Consider the following 18,324-nt stretch of genomic DNA (forward strand, 5'->3'; position numbering starts at 1 on the left):
CTCACCACCCTAGGGCCCCTGTCCCACAAGGGATTTCCGTGATGTTTCACCTCCGCTAAGCGGGCGAACCCGCACGCATCGAAACCGCATTGTCAGTGGCGGTTGGCAAGCTGGGGGCACGTACCGCCATGTACCGCTTCGACCAGCCGACCCGGGGAGAGCCGTCCGATGCCGACCGCCGTACTGACCGACCACGAACGCGCCGCCGTGCAGGCCTATCTGCGTCTCCTCCAGACCGTACGAGCGGCGTTCGACGGTCCGCCGGACGGGCGTCGACCACCCGTGGTGCCGCCCGCCGCGCTCGCCGAGGCGGAGCAGGCGCTGGCGGCGGCCGGGCTCGCGGGCAACGAGGAGGAGTTCTTCCGGCTGCTGCACAGCTGGTGCCCGGAGCCCGGAGGCCGCCTTGCCTAGGCGTCGGCCCCGGTGTGCGGGACGGTGACGGCCGTGGCCAGCAGGCCCCTGCGCACGGTCCAGCGTCCTTCGAAGGACTGTATGCGTCGCCCGTTCACCAGCGGTCCCGGCACGAGGAGTTCGGCGCGCAGGACGCCGGAGCGCGCGGGGCCGTCGTCCGCGAAGAGTTCGATGTCCGCCTCGAAGAAGTCCAGCCACTTTCCGGTGAGGGGGTACCACGCCTTGTAGACGGACTCCTTGGCGCTGAACAGCAGCCGGTCCCAGTGCACGGAGGCGTCCTGCCGCGCCAGCTCGCGCAGCCGGTCGTTCTCCGTGGGCAGGGCCACGGAGACGATGACGTCGTCGGGGAGTTCCTCGTGGGTTTCGGCGTCGATGCCCAGCGAGGCCAGGTCGGTGGCGCGGACGAGGGAGGCCGCGCAGTAGCCCTCGCAGTGCGTCATGCTGCCGATCAGCCCGGCGGGCCAGACGGGCGCCCCGTGCTCGCCGCGCGGGACGGCCTGCGCGGGCACGCCGAGCTTCTCCATGGCCCGGCGGGCACAGGCACGCACGGCGGCGAACTCACGGCGCCGCTTCTCCACGGACCGCGCCACGAACTCCTGCTCCCCGGGGTACAGCGGCGCGTCCCAGTCCTGGTCGTCACCGTGTGTCTCCACGGTCACGACCGATTCCGGGAGCAGCTCCTCGATCACCGGTTCCGACCTCCATCGGCAGTACGTGGCGCAGGGTGTCCGGCGGGCCGGGGCGGGGCCGCCACTCCCGGGGGTATCCCACCGAGACCTCTTCGAAGCGGACGCCCTCGTGGTGGGTGGTCCGCGGGATGTGCAAATGACCGTAGACCATGACCTGGGCGCGGAAGCGGCGGTGCCAGTCGGCGGTCAGCCGGGTGCCGCACCACATGGCGAACTCGGGGTAGCGCAGGACATCGGTCGGGTGACGGTCCAACGGGTAGTGGTTGACCAGGACGGTGGGCAGGTCCTCGGGCAGCTCGGCGAGCCTGCGCTCGGTCTCGGCGACCCGGGCCCGGCACCAGGCCTCGCGGCTCGGGTAGGGGTCGGGGTGCAGGACGTGCTCGTCGGTGCAGATCACGCCGGTCCCCTCGGCGTAGGCCATGCCCTCGTCCTTGGTCGCGCAGCCCGGCGGCAGGAACGAGTAGTCGTAGAGCAGGAAGAGCGGTGCGACGACCGCGGGGCCGCCCGGCCCGTCCCAGACGGGGTAGGGGTCTTCGGGGGTCGTGACACCCAACTCCCGGCACATGGCGACGAGATGCTCGTAACGGGCGACACCGCGCAGCTGCACGGTGTCCTTGGGGTGGGTCCACAGCTCGTGGTTGCCGGGCACCCAGACGACCTTGCGGAAGCGTCCGCTGAGGGTTTCGAGGGCCCAGTGGATGTCGGCCACGGTCTCCGAGACGTCACCGGCCACGAGGAGCCAGTCGTCGTCGGTGTGCGGGCGCATCTTCTCGACCAGGGTGCGGTTCTCCGCGTACCCGATGTGCAGGTCGCTGATGGCCAGCAGGTTTCCGTGTCCGCCGGCCGTCGACCGCACCCTTGCCACCTCCGAGAAAAGGACTGGAAACACAAGAACACATTCGCCCCCGCGGGACAAGGACGGCCCGCGCGCCGGGCCTCGCGCCCCGGCGCGTCGAGCCTGATTCCGGGGTCTCGGGAAATCCGTAACACGCCCGTAGCGTCACACCGGGCTCGCGCCCCTTATGATCGCCCCAACACAACCGCCACGAACCCTTCTCCGGGTATGGCGGTTTGCTGTTCCTCCCTCTCCCTTGGCCGGGCACGGCCTGCTCCGCCGTGCCCGGAACCCTGAAAGGCGGCCTGCATGGGTTCTCGCGTACGCGTCTGGCTCAACCGCACGTACGCGGAGAACGTGTTCTTCATGGACCAGCTGCGAAGTAATCCGCAGCTCCGCCCGGTCGAGATCCATGCCACCCACGGCGATCCCGACTCCCCCGTGCTCGCCGCCGCCGACACCGCCGCCATGGAGCCGGAGGGCCTCTCCCCCGCCGCCTACGTCGAGTACGCCCTCGACCAGTGCGCGCGCCACTCCATCGACGTGTTCGTGCCCGTGCTGCACCAGGCGGCGATCGTGGCGCACCGCGCCGAGTTCGCGGCGCTCGGCACGGCCCTGCTGGCGCCGCCTTCCGAGGCCGTGGCCGTCTTCCTGGACAAGGCCACCGCGTATCAGGCGGTGCAGGCGGTGGGCGTGCCGGTGCCGCCGTGGTGGCGGGTGCGCACCGAGGAGGAGCTCGTCGCCGCGGTCGAGACCCTGGAGGCCGAGGGTCACAAGGCCTGCTTCAAGCCGGCGGCGGGGGCGGGCGGAGTGGGCTTCCGCGTCATCACACGCTCCCCCTTCTCGCTCGCGCACCTCAATGGATTTCCGAGCCCGTACGTGCCGCTCGACCTGGTCGTGGAGGCGGTGCGGGCGGCTGACGAGCCCGTCGACTGGCTGGTCATGCCGCTCCTGGGGCAGCCGGAGGTGTCCGTCGACTGCCTCACGGCGCCGGACGGCCGGGTCCGTATGGCGGTGGGCCGCACGAAGAACGGACGCCGTCGTGGTTTCACGCTGCACCCTTCGTTCATCGAGCCCGCGCGGCTGCTCGCGGAGGCGTTCGGACTGCACTATCTGACGAACATTCAGTTCCGGATGCTCGGTGACGACCCGGTTCTGATGGACGTCAACACCCGCCCGGCGGGCGGTCTGCACCAGCTCTCACAGTGCGGCATCAACGCCCCTTGGGCGGCAGTGCAGTTGGCGCTCGGCGAGGAGCCGGGCGAGATGGTGCCGCCGCTGCTCGGACAGGACTACACCGTGCTCGCGGGCCCCCGTCCGGTACGTCCGGTCTCGCTCCCGCACCAGCGCACCGACGCGCCCGCGTCCACCCTGCCCGCCGTGCCCGCCCCGGCCCCCGCCACGGAGGCCGCGCCGGCGTCGGAGCCCGCACCCTCCCATGCGTCCAAGGCCTCCAACGCGACCACGGCCGCCATCGCCCCCGCCTGAGCCTTACGCCCCCTGCCTCCACTCCTCACCCTCCCCCCCCTCGCGTCCCACCCTCACCACCCGCTCACCGGTCTGGACCAATTCCGCGCAACGCCTTGACAGCGGGATTGGTCCATACCAACTTGGTTGCGCACCCCTCAGCACTCCCGAAGCACTCCCGAACACCCCCATGCCTCAAGGGAGATCGCGTGCGCATCAACCTCAGAACAGACCTCAGGCGTTCCAGACATCGCGTCCTCGCGCTGCTCGGCACCGCCGCCCTGGCGCTGGCCGGAGCGGTCGCGCTGCCCACCACGGCCCAGGCGGCCAACATCCTGTCCAACCCCGGCTTCGAGTCGGGCAGCCTCTCCCCCTGGTCGTGCACCGGGAACCTCGGCTCGGTCGTCTCCAGCCCCGTGCACGGCGGCTCCAAGGCCCTGGCCGGGGCGGTGAGTTCGAGTGACAACGCCCAGTGCAGCCAGACCGTCTCGGTCCAGCCGAACACCACGTACAGCCTCTCGGGCTGGGTGCGCGGCAGTTACGTGTACCTGGGCGTGGACGGCGGTGCCTCGACCTGGACGACGTCCCCGTCGGCGTACAGCCAGCTCAGCGTCTCCTTCACGACCGGCGCCTCGCAGACCAGCGCCAAGATCTACGTCCACGGCTGGTACGCGCAGGGCACCTACTACGCCGACGACATCAGCCTGGACGGTCCGGGCGGTGGAGGCGGCTCCGACACCCAGGCGCCGACCGCGCCGACGAATCTGACCTCCACCGGCAAGACCTCCTCCAGCGTGTCCCTGTCGTGGGGCGCGTCGAGCGACAACGTGGGCGTCACCGCGTACGACATCTACAGCGGCTCGAACCAGGTGCTGAGCGTCTCGGGGACGAGCGCGACGGTCAGCGGTCTCGCGTCGAGCACCGCCTACACGTTCACGGTGAAGGCGCGGGACGCGGCCGGGAACACCTCCGGGGCCTCCAACTCCGTGTCCGTGACCACGGACGCGGGCGGTGGCGGCGGCACCGGCTTCAAGCAGGCGGCACCGTACCTCTACCTCGGCTGGGGCGACCCGCCGAGCGCGACCTCGGTGATGAGCTCGACCGGCGTCAAGTGGTTCACGATGGCGTTCATGCTCGACTCGGGCGGCTGCAACCCCGCCTGGGACGGCAGCAGGGCGCTCACGGGCGGCAACGACCAGACCGTCATCAACCAGATCCGCTCCGCCGGCGGTGACATCGTCCCGTCGTTCGGCGGCTGGCAGGGCAGCAAGCTCGGGGCCAACTGCTCCTCGGCGAGCGCGCTCGCCGGTGCGCTCCAGAAGGTCATCGACGCCTACGGGCTCAAGGCGATCGACATGGACATCGAGAACACGGACGAGTTCGAGAACGAGGCCGTCCAAGCCAAGATCCTGACCGCGCTGAAGACCGTCAAGGCCAACAACCCGGGCCTGAGGACGATCGTCACCTTCGGCACCTCGACGACCGGCCCGACCTACTACGGCAACCGGCTCATCGAGCAGGCGCAGTCGCTGAACGCGGGCATCGACGTCTTCACGATCATGCCGTTCGACTTCGGCGGCGGCTCCGACATGTACGGCAACACCGTCAACGCCGCCGAGGGGCTGAAGGCCAAGCTGAAGTCCACCTTCGGCTGGGACGACGCCACGGCCTACTCCCACATCGGCATCTCCGGCATGAACGGTCTGTCCGACCAGCAGGAGAACACCACCCCGGCGATCTGGACCCAGATCCGCGACTGGTCGAACTCCCACCACATCGCCCGTCTCGCCTACTGGGCGGTCAACCGTGACCGGCCCTGCCCCGGCGGCGGCGTGGTGAGCAACTGCTCCGGCATCAGCCAGAACAACTGGCAGTTCACCTCCATCACGGCCGGGTTCACCGGCTGACGCTCCCGGCGTGGGGGTATCCGGCCGTCAGACGGTCGGGTACCCCCACGTGTCGGTGGCTGTTGAGCGGGACCCGCGGCAGGGTCGAGCCTGAGCGCACGGACGAGAGCACGAAGACGGGCGAGTCCACCAGCCGCGGGGCGGGCGGGACGACGTACGCCAGGCCGTCGGCGCCCTCGGGACTCCGGGGCGACGGCACCCCGTCGAGGGTTCGCCGCGGCGGGCGCACCGCCTCCGCCATCAGCCTCCCCCGGCGCCTCAGTCCCTGGCCGATCGCGGACATGCGCGGGGCGCGCGGAAGAAGCGCCGTGGTCACGGCGGGTACGAAACCCGCCGCGACCAGGCCTTTTACCGTTTACTCAATACCTCATGGGAACTGGGGTCACGCCTTCGCCACGGCCAGCCGCAGCGTCTGCACCTCGAAGGGGCGCAGCGCCACCGCGACCGCGTTCCCGTCCGTGTCCGCCGTGGTCAGCGGGCGCTCCAGGAGGTCGGTCACCTGGGCCCCCGCGAGCGGGAAGCCCGTGCGCAGGGTGCCGCTGGCGCGACCGCCGCGGGACTCGTAGAGGCGTACGACGACATCGCCCGAGGCGTCGTCGGCGAGTTTGACCGCCTCGACGGTCACGCCCTCCCCGTCCACGGAGACGACGGGCTCGGCCGGACCGGCCGAATCCGCCACCCGCAGCGGCAGGTTGAGCGCGTAGCCCTCCGCGATCGCGTCCTCGATGCTCGCGCCCGGCAGCAGCGCGTAGGTGAAGCGGTGCTTGCCCTGGTCGGCCTCGGGGTCCGGCACCCGCGGGGCGCGCACGAGGGACAGGCGTACGGTCGTGGTCGTACCGCCGTCCTCGCGGACCGTGCGGGAGACGTCGTGGCCGTACGTCGAGTCGTTGATGACCGCGACGCCGTAGCCGGGCTCGGCGATGTGCACCCAGCGGTGGCCGTAGACCTCGAAGCGGGCCGACTCCCAGCTGGTGTTGGTGTGCGTGGGTCGCTGGACATGGCCGAACTGGATCTCCGCGGAGGAGTGCGGGGCCCGGATGTCCACCGGGAAGGCCGCCTTGAGGATCTTCTCCGCCTCGTGCCAGTCGATCTCGGTCTCGACGTCGATCCGGCGGCTGCCGGCCCGCACGGTGATCGTCTGGACGATCCGGGAGCCCTTGCCGAAGGCGCGCTCCACCTTGAGCGCGCCGAGCAGCGGGCCGTCCTCGACGACCGTGACGGACTCGGCGTCGAGCAGGTCCGTGTAGCGGTTCTTGTAGTGCTTGTCGATGTCCCAGGCGTCCCAGTAGTTCGGGAGGTCGCTGTGCAGACGGAGCAGGTTGCCCTTGTCGGCGAGGACCTCGCGGTCGGCCGTCAGGTCCCGTACGGAGGCCAGCGTGCCGTCCTCGGCCAGCTCGACGCGGACCAGGCCGTTGTCGAGGACGCGGCCTTCGACGGTCACCGGCCGCGGGGGCTCCTGCGCGCCCAGCAACGCGCTTGCGCCCGCGGGGACTTCGGCGTACATCGGGATGCCGACGGAGGTGCGGACCACCTCGGCGCGGTCGACCGGGCTGGTGTTGAACACCCGGGTCTCGCCCGTGCCCAGCGCGGCCACGGCCTCGGCCGTGATCGCCTCGACCTCCTTGGCCACCCGCGCGTACTCGGCCTCGGCCTCCCGGTGCACCCAGGCGATGGACGAGCCGGGCAGGATGTCGTGGAACTGGTGGAGCAGGACCGTCTTCCAGAGCCGGTCGAGCTTCTCGTACGGGTAGGAGTAGCCCGGCGCGTTCAGTGCGGCGGTGGTCGCCCACAACTCGGCCTCGCGCATGCGGTGTTCGCTGCGCCGGTTGCCCTGCTTGGTGCGGGCCTGCGAGGTGTAGGTGGCGCGGTGCAGCTCCAGGTACAGCTCACCGGACCAGACTTGATCCTTGGGGATCTCCTCGCGGGCGGTGGCGAAGAAGGCGTCCGGGTGCTCGATGCGGACCTTCGCCGAGCCCTCCAGGCTCGCGAGCCGCCGAGCGCGTTCCATCATCTCGCGGGTGGGGCCGCCACCGCCGTCACCGTGGCCGAAGGGGGCCAGGGACGTCGTACCGCGGCCCTTGTCCTGGTAGTTGCGGACGGCGTGCGCCATCTCCTTGCCGGAGAACTCGACGTTGTAGGTGTCGACGGGCGGGAAGTGCGTGAAGATGCGCGTGCCGTCGAGGCCCTCCCACCAGAAGCTGTGGTGGGGCAGCTTGTTGGTCTGGTTCCAGGAGAGCTTCTGGGTCAGGAACCAGTCGTTGCCGGCGAGCTTGGCGAGCTGCGGGTAGGCCGCGTTGTAGCCGAAGGAGTCCGGCAGCCAGACGCCCTTGGTCTCGATGCCGAAGTGCTCGATGAAGAACCGCTTGCCGTGGATGAGCTGGCGGGCCAGCGCCTCGCCGCCGGGCAGGTTGCCGTCGGCCTCCACCCACATGCCGCCGACCGGCGCCCAGTTCCCGTCGGCGACGGCCTTCTTGATGCGCTCCCACACGTGCGGGTAGTTGTCGCGCACCCACTCGTACTGCTGGGCCTGCGAGCAGGCGAAGACCAGCTCCTCGTACTCCTCGGCGAGCGCGGTGACGTTCGAGAAGGTGCGGGAGGTCTTGCGCTTGGTCTCGCGGATCGGCCACAGCCAGGCGGAGTCGATGTGCGCGTGCCCCGCGGCGGAGAGGGTGTGGGCGCTGGCGTGGGCGGGCTTGGCCAGGGTGGGGGCCAGCACCGCGCGGGCGGCGGCGGCCGTCCCGGAGATGTCGTCCAGGTCGAGGGCGTCCATCGCCCGGTCCAGCGCGATCATGATCTCGTGCCGGCGCGGGTCGAGCTCGCCCAGCTCCAGCATCAGCTCGCGCAGCACCTGGACGTCGAGGCCGAGGTGCCAGACGTTCTCGTCGAGGACGGCGATGTCGGCGCGCTTGAAGGTGTAGAGCGGCTTGTCGCCGGCGGTGAGGCGGTCGCCGAGCGGGGTCGGGCCGGCGAAGTCGTTCGCCAGGATGTCGGGGTTGGAGGCCGCCTCGACCAGATAGTGGATCTCCTCGCCGCCCGCGGCCGGGTGGGCGATCGGCACGTACTGGTTCTGCGGGTTGACCGCCTTCAGCGGGACCCCGTCCGGGAGGTGGACCAGCGCCTCGGCCTGGTTGCCGGGCCAGTCGCCCACGAACCCGAGGTCGAAGACGGCCTCGACGCGCTTGCCCGTCCAGTCCGCGGGAACCGACCCGCGCATCCGGAACCAGGTGGTGCCCCACGGCGGACCCCAGGGGGTGTCCATCGCGAAGGGCTTGTACGGCGCCGCGGCGGCCTCCTCGAAGGGGACCGGCTCGCCGGGCGCCTGCCAGGCCTCGACCTCGAAGGGCACCGAGGCGGCGTAGATCGCGGGCTTGATGCGCTGGTCGTGGACGCGTGCGACGCGCTCCTCGATCCGGCGGCGTTCGTCGTGCATGTGAGGTCTCCAGGAGCCAAGAAGCCAAGAAAGGGGGAAAGCGCTTACTTAAGGTACGCCAGGCCCGGATGGACCGACGTGTACCCCTCGACCAGACGGCGGGCCACGTTCACGGAGTCGACGAGCGGGTGCAGGGCGAAGGCCTTGACGGCGGTCGTGCGCGAACCGGACTCGGCGGCGGACAGGACCTCGCGCTCCACCGCCTTGACCGCGCAGACCAGTCCGCTGGCGTGGTCGGGCAGCGGGTCGACGGCGACCGGGTGGGCGCCGTTGGCGTCGACGAGGCAGGGCACCTCGATGACGGCCTCCGTGTCGAGCACGCCCAGCGTGCCGCGGTTGCGGACGTTGAGGATGAGCGTGGTGCGCTCGTCGCGGGCGATGGCCCGCATCAGGGCGAGCGCCACCTTCTCGTAGCCGCCGGAGAGGTCGTCGGCGTCACGCTCGCCCGCGCCCGCCGCGTCCCGGTTCTCCGCCATGTAGGTGGCCTCGCGCTCGGCCCGCGTACGGTCCCAGGCACTCAGCGCGGCGGTGTCCGGGCGCTTCATCTCGGCGTAGAACTGCTCCTGCTGGTCGCGCAGGAACGCGCCGCGGGTCTTCTCCGCCTGCTGGTAGGCCCGGACGGCCTCGCGGTTGAAGTAGTAGTAGTGCAGGTACTCGTTCGGGACGGCGCCCAGGGACTGCAGCCACTCCACGCCGAAGAGCTTGCCCTCCTCGAAGGAGCCGAGCAGCTCGGGGTCGGCGAGCAGCCGCGGCAGTTCGTCGCGGCCCGCGACGCGCAGCCCGCGCACCCAGCCGAGGTGGTTGAGGCCGACGTAGTCGATCCAGGCCTCGCGGGGGTCGGCGCCCAGGACCGTGGCGATGCGGCGGCCGAGGCCGACCGGCGAGTCGCAGATGCCGATGACGCGGTCGCCGAGGTGACGGGACATGGCCTCGGTGACCAGTCCGGCCGGGTTGGTGAAGTTGATGACCCAGGCGTCGGGGGCGAGCCGGGCCACCCGCCGGGCGATGTCGACGGCCACGGGGACCGTGCGCAGGCCGTACGCGATGCCGCCGGCGCCGACCGTCTCCTGGCCGAGGACGCCCTCCGCGAGGGCCACCCGCTCGTCGTCGGCACGTCCCGCGAGGCCGCCGACGCGGATCGCGGAGAAGATGAAGTCGGCGCCGCGCAGGGCGTCGTCGAGGTCGGTGGTGAAGGACACCTCGGGGGCGTCCGGCAGGTCCTTCGCCTGCTCGGCCAGCACCCGGGCGACGGCCGTGAGCCGTCCGGCGTCCACGTCGTGCAGCACGACATGGGTGACGCGGCCCTCGGCGCGGTCCCCGAGGAGTGCCCCGTACACGAGCGGCACCCGGAATCCGCCGCCACCCAGAATCGTCAGCTTCACGCCGTTTCCGCCTTTCCTGTCACGACCACTTGCACGCCCGCCTCTTCCAACGACGACCGCGTCGCCGGGTCCAGCGGGCCGTTCGTCACCACCACGTCCAGCTCCTCGGGGCCGCAGACCCGCGCCATCCCCGTACCCGGGAACTTCGCGCGGTCGGCGAGCAGGACGACCTTGTCGCCCGCCTCGATCATGGCCCGCTTGACCGGCACCTCGACGACGGTGGTGTCCATCACCTGCCCCCCGGGCCGTACCCCGCTGGTACCGAGGAACAGCCAGTCGGCGTGCAGTTGTCGCAGGTTGTCCTCGGTGAGGAAGCCGACCAGGGAGCGGTACTCACGGCGGACCATTCCGCCGAGCAGCACCAGTTCTATGTCCTCGTCGTCCACCAGCTCCTCGTAGACCACCAGATTGCTGGTGATCACGGTGATCCGGCGGCCGTGCAGCTGCCTGGCCAGCCGGTAGGCGGTGGTGCCGATGTCCAGCAGGACGGACTGGCCGTCCTGGACCATCGAGGCGGCGCGCTCCGCGATGGCGTCCTTCTCGGCCACACGGACCTCGGCGACCTCGGCGAAGGGCTGGTCGCCCTCCTCCACGACCGCCCCGCCGTGCACCCGCGTGAGCAGGCCTTCCTCCTCCAGTTTCAGCAGGTCACGGCGGACCGTGGCGGGGCTCACGCCCAGCTGTTCGGAGAGATCGGTCACGGCTGCGGGCCCGCCGGAACGCAGGGCCCGCAGGATGAGTTGATGTCGTCGCTCTGCCAGCACCCTGTGAACACTACTCGTCATTCCCAATCATTTCTATGCTCAGTTCTGCTCGACTCTTGCCAAATTGGCCAGAGGCGCGCACGATCCTGTGCACCGCTTGCAGACTTTTGACGAGAGGATGTGCTCGTGGGTGACGAACGGCCCGATGTGATGCTGACCGGGCTGCTCTTCTACGACCTCGTTCTCACCGGACTGGGGAAGCCTCCGACGGCCGGCGAGGAGATCTGGACCGAGGGAATGGGCGTGAGCCCCGGCGGCATCGCCAACCTGGCGGTCGCGGCCTCCCGGTTCGGCCTGCGCACCTCCCTGGCCACGGTCTTCGGCGACGACTACTACGGCGCGTACTGCCGTGAGGTCCTCGCCGGCCAGGAGGGCATCGACCTCTCCCTGTCCCGCACCGCGGACGGCTGGCACACTCCCGTCACCGTCTCGCTGGCCCACGGCAACGACCGGGCCCTGGTCACCCACGGCCAGGAACCGCCGTACTCTCAGGACGAGTTGATGGGCGACCCGCCCGAGGCGCGCACCGCCCTCGTGCACATCGAGGCCGAGCCGCGCGGCTGGCTCGCCAAGGCCGCCGCGGCCGGCACGCAGATCTACGCGGACGTCGGCTGGGACCCCACACAACAGTGGTCCCGGGACCTCCTCGACCAGCTCTCCCTGTGCCACGCCTTCCTCCCGAACGAGACGGAGGCGATGGCGTACACGCGCACCGAGAGCGCGGTCGCGGCCCTGGGCACGCTGACCGAGCTGGTGCCGGTCGCCGTGGTCACCCGGGGCGGCGACGGCGCGGTCGCGGTGGACCAGACGACGGGCGAGTACGCGGAGGTGCCCGCCCTCCCCGTCGATGTCCTGGACGCGACGGGTGCCGGAGACGTCTTCGGCGCGAGCTTCGTCGCCGCCTCGCTCGGCGGCTGGCCGCTGGAGGAACGGCTGCGCTTCGCGGTGCTGGCCGCGGGCCTGTCCGTACAGCGGCACGGCGGTGCGCTTGCCGCGCCCGGCTGGTACGGCGTCCACCGCTGGTGGCAGTCGCTCGAAGACCGTGAACTGCGGCGCGCGTACGGCTTCCTGGCCGACCGCGTCCCGGCGGACCCGGGCCCGCCCGTCCGCCCCGCCCCCGTGACCCCGCCCGACGCCACGCGTCGGCCGGGCGCACCCCGATGACCCCACGCGCAACACCCCGCAAGACCCCCCGCATGACACGCACGACACGCATGACCCCACGCATCGCAACGCGAAACACCCCACGCACGACCCCCTGCAAGACCCCACGTAAGACCCCTCGTACGCGAAGACCGAAAAGATCCGAAAGGCGGTGGGAGCTGTGCGGCTCTCACGAAGGGGCCTGCTGCGCGCCGGCCTGGCCGGTACGGCCGCCACGGCGCTGGGCGGCCTGGCGACCGGCTGCGGCGTTCCGACCGGCTCGACCGGGCGCAACATGGTCCTGTGGTACTGGAGCGGCGGGCTGAGCCCGAAAGTCGTCCAGGACGCCAAGGCCCGCTACGACAGCGCGGTGAATCTGCAGGCCATCCAGATCGGCGGCTACTACCGCTCGAAGCTGATGACCACGATGACCGGACGCGCCCACATCCCGGACATCGCCGGGCTCAAGGGCGAGGACATGGCCTCGTATCTGCCCAACTCCGACCAGTTCGTGGACCTGCGCACGCTCGGTGCCGAGAAGCTCAAGGACCAGTACCTGCCCTGGAAGTGGGATCAGGGCATAGCCCCGGACGGTTCGATGGTGGGCTTCCCGATCGACTGCGGTCCGGTCGCGCACTACTACCAGCCCGCCGTCTTCCAGAAGGCCGGACTGGCGTACGAGCCCGAGGACGTGTCCAAGGAGCTGGCCACCTGGGACCAGTTCTTCGCGGCCGGCGAGCAGCTGAAGAAGCGCCTGCCCGGCACGTTCATCCTGACCGACGCGCTCAGCGTCTTCGGCATCTCGGTCAACCAGACGACGAAGCGGTTCGTCGACAAGGACCGGCACTTCATCGGCGACCAGGAGCATGTACGCACCGCCTGGGACCGTTCCGTCGAGGCCACCCGTCGCGGACTGGTCTCGAAGATCATCAACGGTACGGCCGACAACACCTCGGCCACCGAGCGGGGCCTGCTGCCCAGCCAGCTGAACGCCTCCTGGGCGGCCGGTGACATCAAGCTCAACGTGCCGAAGACCAAGGGCAAGTGGCGGGTGGCCGCGTGTCCGGGCGGTCCCTCGAACATCGGCGGCTCGTTCCTCGCGATCACCAAGGCGTGCCGGGAGCCCGAGAAGGCCTTCGAGATGATCACCTGGATGCTCGACGCGGGCAACCAGGCGCAGGGCTTCGTCGACTCGGTGCTCTTCCCCTCGACCCCGGCGTCCTACGCGATGAAGAAGCTGCGGGAACCCGACGCCTTCTTCGGCGACCAGGTCACCATGGACGTCTTCGGTCCGGCGGCGCAGAACATCCCGGTCGCCTTCAACAGCCCGTACGACGTCGCGCTGAGCACCCCGATCAACGACGAGCTGCGGAACTTCTCCGTCCTCGGCAAGGACCCGGACAAGGCCTGGAGGGACGCCATGAGCAAGTGCCGGCGCATCGCGGACCACCTGGGGGTGAGTTACTGATGGCTACCGCACCCGTGGTCGACACGCCCCCCGCGGCCCTCGCCGAGACCCCCGTCACCCACCCCAAGAAGGGCATCCTCAGCTACTGGCGGCTGTACGCCGCGATCTCCCCCTTCTATCTGCTGTTCCTCGCCTTCGGTCTGATCCCGGTCGGCTTCTCGTTCTATCTGTCGTTCCACCGCTGGGACGGCCTCGGCTCGATGGAGTTCGCGGGGCTCTCGCAGTACCGCTATCTGCTGTCGGACACCCAGTTCTGGACCTCGATCGGGAACACGATCATCATCTGGGCGCTGGCGACCTTCCCGATGATCTTCCTGGCGATGGTCACCGCCGTGATGCTCAACTCGGCCGTCCGCTTCAAGAACCTCTACCGGTTCGCCTACTTCCTGCCGAACGTCACCTCGATCGTCGCGGTCGCGATCATCTTCGGCTCGGTCTTCTCCACCAACTTCGGCCTGGTCAACGCGTTCCTGCAGGCGATCGGCCTGGACCAGGTGGCCTGGCTGAACACACCGTGGGGCATCAAGGTCGCCATCGCCACGCTGATGACCTGGCAGTGGACCGGCTACAACGCGATCATCTTCCTCGCGGGGCTCCAGACGATCCCGGGCGAGCTGTACGAGGCGGCGCGGATGGACGGCGCCGGACCCATCCAGACCTTCTTCCGGATCACGCTGCCACTGATGCGTCCGGTGCTGCTGTTCGTGCTCATCATCTCGACGGTCACGGGCCTGCAGACCTTCTCCGAACCGCAGGTGCTGCTGCAGACCACGGACAACAACTCGTCGTTCGCGGGCGGCCCCGGCCACTCCGGCCAGACGATGGTCCTCTACTTCTTCCAGCAGACCTTCGACAACAACGACTTCGGTTACGGCGCCGCCGTGGCCTGGGGCATCTTCCTCGTCGTCATCATCTTCTCGATCATCAACTGGCGCCTGGTGCAGCGCCGGGGCGAAGACTAGGGAGGCCCCACCATGGCAATCCTCAAGGGTTCATCGGCCTCCATGAAGGGGGCGGGGCGCACGTCGACCATCAAGGGGTCACAGCGCCGGGGCATCGCGCTCCACCTCTCCCTGATCATCGGTCTGCTGCTCTCGGTCTTCCCGTTCTACTGGGCCGTGATCATGTCGACGCACTCGTCGACGGAGATCTTCTCCTACCCGCCGAAGCTGCTGCCCGGCTCGCACTTCCTCGAGAACGTCCGCCACCTCTTCGACAACGTCGACTTCTTCGGGTCGATGTTCAACTCGCTGCTGGTCGCGTGCTCGGTGACCGTCCTGGTCCTGTTCTTCGACTCGCTGGCCGCGTTCGTGTTCGCCAAGTTCCAGTTCCCGGGCCGCCGGGTGCTGTTCGCGCTGATGATGGTCATCTTCATGGTCCCGGCGCAGCTCCAGGCGATCCCCCAGTTCGTGATCATGGCGAAGCTGGGCTGGATCGGCTCGATGACCGCGCTGATCGTCCCGGCGGCGGCCAACGCGTTCGGCATCTTCTGGATGCGCCAGTACATGAAGAGCGCGATCCACGACGAGCTGATCGACGCCTCCAAGCTGGACGGGGCGGGCTTCCTGCGCCAGTACTGGCACGTGGCGCTCCCGGTGGTCCGGCCGGGCCTCGCCTTCCTCGGCATCTTCACCTTCATGGGCCAGTGGAACGACTACGCCTGGCCTCTGATCGCCCTCACCAACCCGGACAACGTGACCCTCCAGGTCGCGCTCTCCCAGCTGAACGGTGTCCACGGCACCACCGACTACGGAATGGTCATGACCGGCGCACTTCTCGCCCTCATCCCGCTGCTGATCGTCTTCGCGATCGGCGCCAAGCAGATCATCGCGGACCTCGGCAAGGGGGCCATCCGCTGATGAGGGACCCGCTGTTCGCGCTCCGCCCCTGGGAAGCACCTGAGGTGACCTCCTGGGGGCGGTTGCCCATGAACGCCGTCGACCGCCGGGCCGGGGCCCTCTCACTGGACGGCTCCTGGCGCTTCCAACTGCTGCCCACACCCACCTCGGCCCCCGGTCTGGCCTGGTCCTCGCTCCAGGTGCCCGGCTCCTGGACCACCGAGGACACCGACGACCTGCCGCAGTACACCAACTTCAAGATGCCCTGGGGCGAGTTTCCGCCCGCCTCGCCGGACGCGAATCCGACGGGCGTGTACGAGCGCGCGGTGGACGTCCCCGCCGAGTGGGCCGGCCGCCGGATCGTGCTCCAGGTCGGCGCCGCCGGGAGCGTGCTGCTGGTCCATGTGGACGGGCGCCCCGTCGGCGTGTCCAAGGACTCGCACCTCGCGGCCGAGTTCGACCTCTCCGACGTCGTACGCCCCGGAGAGCGCGCCTCGCTGCGGCTCACCGTCGTCAAGTGGTCGGACGCCTCGCACCTCGAGGACCAGGACCACTGGTGGCACGCCGGGATCACCCGCTCGGTGCTGCTGTACGCGACCGATCCGCTGCGACTGGCCGACGTGACCGTACGGACGCGGTGCGACGGCGGCCTGCGGGTCGACTGCCAGGTGCGGGACGCCGGGGGCGCGCTGCCCGAGGGCTGGTACGTCACCGGGGAGCTGGACGGCCGGCTGCTCACCCAGGACGCCGAGTACGAGCGGTTCAAGGAGGAGGACGGCCGGGTCTCCGACTTCCTCGGCGAGGCCCGTCTCACCGCGGTCGTCGAGGGCGTCCGCGCCTGGACCGCCGAGACGCCCGAGCTGTACGACCTGACCGTACGGCTGCACCGCGCCGACGGCTCGGTCGCGGACACCTCGCACCACCGCGTGGGCTTCCGCGAGGTCGCCATCCGCGGCCGGGACCTGCTCCTCAACGGCGAGCGGGTCTACATCCGGGGCGTCAACCGGCACGACTTCCACCCGCTGACGGGCCGGACGGTGTCCTACGACGACATGCGCGCCGATCTGGTGACGCTGAAGCGCTTCGGGTTCAACGCGATCCGCACCGCCCACTACCCGAACGACCCGACCCTGCTCGACCTCGCGGACGAGCTGGGCTTCTACGTCGTGGACGAGGCGAACATCGAGGCGCACGACCACGCGCACGAGATCGCCGACGACCCCCGCTACCTCGGCGCCTTCGTGGACCGCGTCTCCCGTATGGTCCTGCGCGACAAGAACCACCCCTCGGTGATCATCTGGTCGCTGGGCAACGAGTCCGACTACGGCGCGGGCCACGACGCCGCCGCGGGCTGGCTGCGCCGCCACGACCCGTCCCGGCCCCTCCAGTACGAGGGCGCGGCGAAGCTCGGCTGGGCCGACCCGAAGGTCGCCTCCGACATCGCCTGCCCCATGTACGCGCCGCTCGAGGACTGTGTCGCGCACGCCCTCTCCGGGGAGCAGACCAAGCCGCTCATCCAGTGCGAGTACTCGCACGCCATGGGCAACAGCAACGGCACGCTGGCCGACCACTGGGCCGCCATCGAGTCAACCCCAGGGCTTCAGGGCGGTTTCATCTGGGAGTTCTGGGACCACGGCATTCTTCAACGCGTGAACGACGGAAGACCGGCCGGGCGCGGTGGCGCCGGGCTGTATGACAACGGTGTCACCGCGCCGGGCCACCGCTGGGCCTACGGCGGCGACTTCGGCGAGACGGTCCACGACGGCGCCTTCGTCGCCGACGGGGTCGTCTTCCCCGACCGCACGCCCAAGCCGGTGATGTTCGAGCACCGGGAGATCGCGGCGCCGGTGCGCCTCGCGTACGTCGGGGGCGAGCTGCGGGTCACCAACCACCAGCACTTCCGGGGCCTTGAGTGGCTGGCCGCCGAGTGGGAGCTGTCCCTCGCGGAGGGCGGCACGCTGACGGCCGCGGCCGAGCTGCCCGACGTACGGGCGGGCGAATCGGTGGCCGTGCCGATGCCGTTCACGCTGCCGCGGGACGGCGGCGAGGCCTGGCTGACGCTGCGGGTGACCACGGCGGACGAGGAGGCATGGGCACCGCGCGGCACGGAGGTGTGTGTGCCGCAGGTGCGGCTCAGGGCGGCCACCCCCGTGGGTTCTGTCGCGACGGAGGACTCCCCTGTCGAGGTCGACGAGGACGGGCTGCTCGTCCATCCGCTGCTCAGCGCGGCCCCCGTGCTGTCGCTGTGGCGGACACCGACCGACAACGACGAGCTCGGTGGCATGGCGGTGCGCTGGCGGGCGTGGGGGCTCGACGCGCTGGAGCGCAAGCTCGTCGACGTACGCCGCGAGGGCGGGAGCGTCACCGTGGTCGCCGAGTACGCGACCCTGGCGGGCGCCGTACGTCACGAGCAGGTGTTCACCCGTGTCGAGGGCGGGGTGCGGATCGAGGAGACGGCGCAGTTGCCGGCCGCGCTCGACGACGTACCTCGGGTGGGCTCGGTCTTCGAGACGGTCGCCGGGCTCGATGTCCTGGAGTGGTACGGGCAGGGCCCCTGGGAGTCCTACCCGGACCGGAGCACCGGCGCTCCGGTGGGCCACCACTCCCTCCCCGTGGACGAGCTGTTCACCCCCTATCTGCGTCCGCAGGAGAGCGGGGGGCGGCACGGTGTACGCCGCTTCACGCTCTCGGCGCCGGACGCCACGGGCTTCGCAGTCGCGCTCGACGAGCCTCGTCAGGTGACCGTGACCCGCTACCGGGCCGCGGATCTGGCGGCCGCCACCCATCACGACGAGCTGGTGCCGCGGCCCGGCTGCGTGGTGCACCTCGACGCCGCGCACCGGGGGGTGGGCACGGCCTCGTGCGGACCCGACACCTCGCCCGGCTACCTCGTCCCGGCCGGCACCCACCGCTGGTCCTGGACGCTGCGCGTGCTCTGACCCGCGCGCGGCGCGCCGCCCGACCCACCGGCCCGACCCGTTCGACATGAC

General features: G+C 70.3%; 14 protein-coding genes. 8 read left to right on the forward strand and 6 right to left on the reverse strand.

Going from position 1 to position 18,324, the window contains the following annotated elements; genetic code table 11:
* Positions 1-168 precede the first annotated feature (168 nt).
* The gene (locus AQJ27_RS03940; RefSeq protein ID WP_067361603.1) at positions 169-411 is read left to right on the forward strand and encodes a hypothetical protein; all 243 of its coding nucleotides are present in this window, start codon (positions 169-171) and stop codon (positions 409-411) included.
* On the opposite strand, the gene AQJ27_RS03945 is transcribed toward AQJ27_RS03940, so the two are convergent.
* Together AQJ27_RS03945 and AQJ27_RS03950 are read right to left on the reverse strand one after the other, a co-directional pair.
* The gene (locus AQJ27_RS03945; RefSeq protein ID WP_067361605.1) at positions 408-1,100 is read right to left on the reverse strand and encodes a 4'-phosphopantetheinyl transferase family protein; all 693 of its coding nucleotides are present in this window, start codon (positions 1,098-1,100) and stop codon (positions 408-410) included. The genes AQJ27_RS03940 and AQJ27_RS03945 overlap by 4 nt on opposite strands.
* A complete protein-coding gene (locus tag AQJ27_RS03950) occupies positions 1,048-1,956 on the reverse strand; it encodes a metallophosphoesterase family protein (RefSeq protein WP_067361607.1) in 909 nt (302 codons plus the stop codon). Before AQJ27_RS03950 ends, AQJ27_RS03945 begins: the two co-directional genes overlap by 53 nt.
* A gap of 288 nt (positions 1,957-2,244) precedes the next feature.
* On the opposite strand from AQJ27_RS03950, the gene AQJ27_RS03955 reads away from it, so the two are divergent.
* Both AQJ27_RS03955 and AQJ27_RS03960 read left to right on the forward strand, forming a co-directional pair.
* Positions 2,245-3,423 carry an ATP-grasp domain-containing protein gene (locus tag AQJ27_RS03955; protein WP_067361609.1) on the forward strand — a complete coding sequence of 393 codons (1,179 nt, stop codon included), beginning with the start codon at positions 2,245-2,247 and terminating at the stop codon, positions 3,421-3,423.
* A 188-nt stretch (positions 3,424-3,611) separates the two neighbouring features.
* Positions 3,612-5,309: a carbohydrate binding domain-containing protein gene (locus AQJ27_RS03960; RefSeq protein ID WP_235613393.1), complete on the forward strand. Its 1,698-nt coding sequence runs from the start codon at positions 3,612-3,614 to the stop codon at positions 5,307-5,309.
* Here AQJ27_RS03960 and AQJ27_RS03965 read toward each other — a convergent pair.
* The 4 genes from AQJ27_RS03965 to AQJ27_RS03980 form a co-directional block, all read right to left on the reverse strand.
* On the reverse strand, positions 5,299-5,625 hold the full coding sequence (locus tag AQJ27_RS03965) for a hypothetical protein (protein ID WP_235613392.1): 327 nt from the start codon (positions 5,623-5,625) through the stop codon (positions 5,299-5,301). The genes AQJ27_RS03960 and AQJ27_RS03965 overlap by 11 nt on opposite strands.
* 66 nt (positions 5,626-5,691) lie before the next feature.
* Positions 5,692-8,739: an alpha-mannosidase gene (locus tag AQJ27_RS03970; protein WP_067361615.1), complete on the reverse strand. Its 3,048-nt coding sequence runs from the start codon at positions 8,737-8,739 to the stop codon at positions 5,692-5,694.
* Positions 8,740-8,783: 44 nt separating this feature from the next.
* The gene (locus AQJ27_RS03975; RefSeq protein ID WP_067361618.1) at positions 8,784-10,121 is read right to left on the reverse strand and encodes a 6-phospho-beta-glucosidase; all 1,338 of its coding nucleotides are present in this window, start codon (positions 10,119-10,121) and stop codon (positions 8,784-8,786) included.
* Positions 10,118-10,885: a DeoR/GlpR family DNA-binding transcription regulator gene (locus tag AQJ27_RS03980; RefSeq protein WP_054234544.1), complete on the reverse strand. Its 768-nt coding sequence runs from the start codon at positions 10,883-10,885 to the stop codon at positions 10,118-10,120. The genes AQJ27_RS03975 and AQJ27_RS03980 overlap by 4 nt, the downstream gene beginning before the upstream one ends.
* 126 nt (positions 10,886-11,011) lie before the next feature.
* Here AQJ27_RS03980 and AQJ27_RS03985 point away from each other — a divergent pair, with 126 nt between their 5' ends.
* From AQJ27_RS03985 to AQJ27_RS04005, 5 genes are all read left to right on the forward strand, one after another.
* On the forward strand, positions 11,012-12,049 hold the full coding sequence (locus AQJ27_RS03985; protein WP_067361626.1) for a carbohydrate kinase family protein: 1,038 nt from the start codon (positions 11,012-11,014) through the stop codon (positions 12,047-12,049).
* Positions 12,050-12,209: 160 nt separating this feature from the next.
* Positions 12,210-13,496: an ABC transporter substrate-binding protein gene (locus AQJ27_RS03990; RefSeq protein ID WP_067361628.1), complete on the forward strand. Its 1,287-nt coding sequence runs from the start codon at positions 12,210-12,212 to the stop codon at positions 13,494-13,496.
* The gene (locus AQJ27_RS03995) at positions 13,496-14,458 is read left to right on the forward strand and encodes a carbohydrate ABC transporter permease (RefSeq protein WP_067361630.1); all 963 of its coding nucleotides are present in this window, start codon (positions 13,496-13,498) and stop codon (positions 14,456-14,458) included. Before AQJ27_RS03990 ends, AQJ27_RS03995 begins: the two co-directional genes overlap by 1 nt.
* Positions 14,459-14,500: 42 nt before the next feature.
* Positions 14,501-15,355 (forward strand): carbohydrate ABC transporter permease, encoded by an 855-nt coding sequence (locus AQJ27_RS04000; protein WP_067362736.1) that lies wholly within the window; start codon positions 14,501-14,503, stop codon positions 15,353-15,355.
* Positions 15,355-18,273, forward strand: coding sequence for a glycoside hydrolase family 2 TIM barrel-domain containing protein (locus AQJ27_RS04005; RefSeq protein WP_067361632.1), 2,919 nt, complete (start codon positions 15,355-15,357; stop codon positions 18,271-18,273). Before AQJ27_RS04000 ends, AQJ27_RS04005 begins: the two co-directional genes overlap by 1 nt.
* Positions 18,274-18,324: the final 51 nt, after the last annotated feature.

Source organism: Streptomyces olivochromogenes (assembly GCF_001514115.1).
Classification (GTDB): domain Bacteria; phylum Actinomycetota; class Actinomycetes; order Streptomycetales; family Streptomycetaceae; genus Streptomyces; species Streptomyces olivochromogenes.

What these genes read in the sequence shown, in the direction of transcription:
- AQJ27_RS04000 (WP_067362736.1), top strand. Translation starts at nt 14,501, where the DNA reads ATGAAGGGGGCGGGGCGCACGTCGACCATCAAGGGGTCACAGCGCCGG.
- AQJ27_RS03940 (WP_067361603.1), top strand. Translation starts at nt 169, where the DNA reads ATGCCGACCGCCGTACTGACCGACCACGAACGCGCCGCCGTGCAGGCC.
- AQJ27_RS03995 (WP_067361630.1), top strand. Translation starts at nt 13,496, where the DNA reads ATGGCTACCGCACCCGTGGTCGACACGCCCCCCGCGGCCCTCGCCGAG.
- AQJ27_RS03970 (WP_067361615.1), bottom strand. Translation starts at nt 8,739, where the DNA reads ATGCACGACGAACGCCGCCGGATCGAGGAGCGCGTCGCACGCGTCCAC.
- AQJ27_RS03955 (WP_067361609.1), top strand. Translation starts at nt 2,245, where the DNA reads ATGGGTTCTCGCGTACGCGTCTGGCTCAACCGCACGTACGCGGAGAAC.
- AQJ27_RS04005 (WP_067361632.1), top strand. Translation starts at nt 15,355, where the DNA reads ATGAGGGACCCGCTGTTCGCGCTCCGCCCCTGGGAAGCACCTGAGGTG.